Here is a 3,267-nt window from a genome sequence, read left to right as displayed (position 1 = left end):
ATGTATTTGTTGATCATCACTGGCGATAATTCAGGCATTTTACAGCCCCAGCCGGGCAATTTTTATGGAGAAAACATGTCTGTTAAGATAACTCTTTCAGGGGTTTATTCGGACCCTGAAACTGGCCCTCTGGCATGCGTGACGCTTAATTTCACTACCATGAACAATTCATGCCAGAACCAACGACAAAGCGAGGTGTCAACCACAACTAACGAAAATGCTTTTTATAAGATTAGCCTGGTGCCGAATATCTACAGCGTTTGCGAAGTTGACCAGCGGTGGCAGCGTAAAGAGCTTGGCTTAATCCATATTTTCGCCGACAGCCAGCCGGGCACATTAAACGAATATCTGGTCGCATCCCAGCCCGATGAAGCTCAGACATGCGTCCTGCAGGCTATGCAAGAAATTCTCAGTGAAACGCGTGAGGTTGCCAACAACGCCGCGCAGCTAACAAAAGACGCGGAGGCAGCGGCGGCTAAGGCGCAGCAGGCCGCCGCTGGCGCAAGTGCTGCGGCACAGGCGGAGACTGAAAAACTGACTGAAAAACTGGTAACGGATGGCTCAGAAATAGCGGGGCACGGTGCAACGACGATTGCTAACGTGCTGGATAGTCACGGTGCCACTACGTCGTCGCGTGGGATCGGATTCGGGCCGGATGATGAGACGGATTTGACTACAGATCACAGCTCAGCGCTACAGGCGATGCTGAACACATACAAATACGTGGTGCTCGATACCATAGTGAACTGCGCCGCAACGGTAATGACCGGCGGCGCGGGGCAGGAGATCAGCGCCACGGGGATGGGTGAGTTGCGCCCGGTTGGCAACGCAATGAAGAATAAAGCACTGCTGGCGTTGGCGCATCCACGTTGCATTGTTGATGGCATGCTGATAACCAATCCGCTGCTGTTGAAAGCGCAGACGGGCGGACGGCAGTGTGCAATAGAAATTCGCGCAGACGACTGTCATGTGAATAACTCGACGCTGATTAATCAGCAAAGCGGCGTACTGGCCACCTCGGTTTATGCCCCGGCGCACACAAAAATCACCTTCAACCGATTTATCGATGTTATCGGCGCGGGCGACGGGGAAGGGGCGCTGACCAGCAGCTATGGCGAAGATCGCGGCGACGCCGTTACGATATGGGGCAGCAGTACGGTGATCATGGGAAACCATGCAACGTGCAAAGCGGGCGAGGACGCGCGCATAGCGTTTCAGGCGGAATACCCGGTGTCGAAACCGGCGAACGTGCGCGATATTGACGGATGCCACACGCTGATGATTGGCAACTACGCGCGTGGGCCCTTTCGGAGGCACTTTGTTATGGAGGGCATTACCAACGGGCTGATGACCGGCAATATCTCAGCCGGCGGCGCAACATGGTGGGCCGTAGCCGTTATTCAGTGTACGAACGTGGAAACCAGCAATCAGATTTTCTGGGACAATCCGGGCAGCACCGCAGGCGCAAAATGGAACCCTATCCGGGCCGCCATCGGGGCGGTCAACTTCAATACAAACGTGACCATCAACGACCGCGTCACGTTCGCTAAAGGGGCACAGGGGTACGGGTTTGCGATTGCCACCCAGACGGGCGAGCATATTATTGATCTGAAAGCTTCGCTTTTCTGCGCGGGGAACAAATACGCCACTTATCTGCTACGGCCAAAGCTGCTGCGCATGCGTGGCGTAAAAATCGATGGTACAGAGAATGGGCACCGGTTTATCGGGGCAACAGGCCAGACGGGATTTATCCCGACCGTTTACGATATTGATGGCGCGGTAAACACATCTTCCCAGTGCGTGACAATGGACACCGGGATCAATGGCCGCTGGATTGCCCGCAGTTGTACTTATCAGAGCGCCGGTGATACGGCGCTGTCCCTGTTCAACATGGACAGCGTTATTCTGCAGGGCTGTATGCTGGATGCGACAAAATATGCCGTGTCGCTCAACAAGACCCGCTCAATCAAAATAACAGGCTGTATCAGCAACAGCGACGCGGCGCTGGCGGTGCGTATCAACTCAGACACGACCGGCAATATAGGACTAAGCGACTGGTTTTTTGACGGCAACGCGCTGACCGTTGATTTTGTGTATACAGACGAATCGCTGAGTAATATCAATTCACCCCTGAATGTAAAGCACAAATGGCCTGGCCGGGTTGTCAGCACAGGGGCAGCTCAGTATGTGGCCGCAGGCGGTCAGCCTGGCAGCGGCTGGGTACCCCTGGTCGGTGGGGAAAAAATCATGCCAGTGCAACAGGAGATAATCGAACAATGAATTTTTATTACGCGTAATTAATAATTTTTGCAGCCTCGCTGAGATTGACGGGGCTTTTTATTCGAGCTGTCATAACGGCTTAGTTTTTATAATGAAGCAATCATATTAAATTTCATTAGAATGCGTATTGCATGACGGCTGTTTTTCACCCTGGTTTTTGCGCAGCTTTACTTTGACATTACCACTGTCCTTGCTAAATCTGGTAGTTATCCACCAAAAGGAATACCTTTTGTTAGAGTATTTTATTACACGATGGATCGCTCTGGTGCATGAGAAAGGTTTGTTGCTTAGCATAACTTTATAGCGAAGGAATTCATGCCAGTCTCTTTTGAATTTTCCTGTTAATGACACAAACTCTAATCTCTTCTTCCTTTATCTGCACGTTGGCTTTGCCTGACATTCTGAGTAACGTCTTTTTTATGTTTAAGCTAAGTGGGAGGCTATGGACTCTCTGTAAGAGTAAACGCTGAATTAATGGCTTTGCGCAAAAATGAGAAGAGAGTAGCCGAAATTTTGTTCAGTATGCTTATCAGGCCCCGTTTATAGCGGGATCATTCGACTACTGCAGATGTAATGGATGTTTCGCATTTTGTATGGCGTTTAGTCTGTCTCTGGAGCCACAATCACTCATCTGTCATATAAACAGGGAAGATGAGATAAAGGCGCTGAAGCCGGTGATTAGGCTGCAAACGATTTGCATGGTACTGATTAACCGGGATTAAAAGACAAAAAAAGAGAGCAATGCCCGGTTACGCAGCCGCTAAGACCAGGTAAAGCGCTGGCAGGCGGCCCGTTTTGCGAGACATCCCAGGCGGTGGGGAGAGGCGTACGCCATGCGCTTACACGGCTTGTTAAGTGCTTCCTATCACTACAATAGGTAAAACTTTAGTACCAAATTTTATTTTGTGACTACGTTTAATTGTCACAACAATAAATAGAGAAGAAAAAATGCCTAAGTTTTATTACATTGAGAAACTGTCACAGCGC

General features: G+C 50.4%; 1 protein-coding gene. It reads left to right on the top strand.

Going from position 1 to position 3,267, the window contains the following annotated elements; translation table 11 throughout:
- Positions 1-2,280: prophage tail fiber N-terminal domain-containing protein (locus MYY08_RS18650; RefSeq protein WP_288015468.1), on the top strand; the 2,280-nt coding region annotated here is incomplete at its 5' end.
- Positions 2,281-3,267: the final 987 nt, after the last annotated feature.

Source organism: Mixta sp., from assembly GCF_024610815.1.
Lineage (GTDB): Bacteria > Pseudomonadota > Gammaproteobacteria > Enterobacterales > Enterobacteriaceae > Mixta > Mixta calida.
The sequence above is the reverse complement of the archived record's forward strand: the minus strand, read 5'-3'. Positions and strand labels throughout refer to the sequence as shown.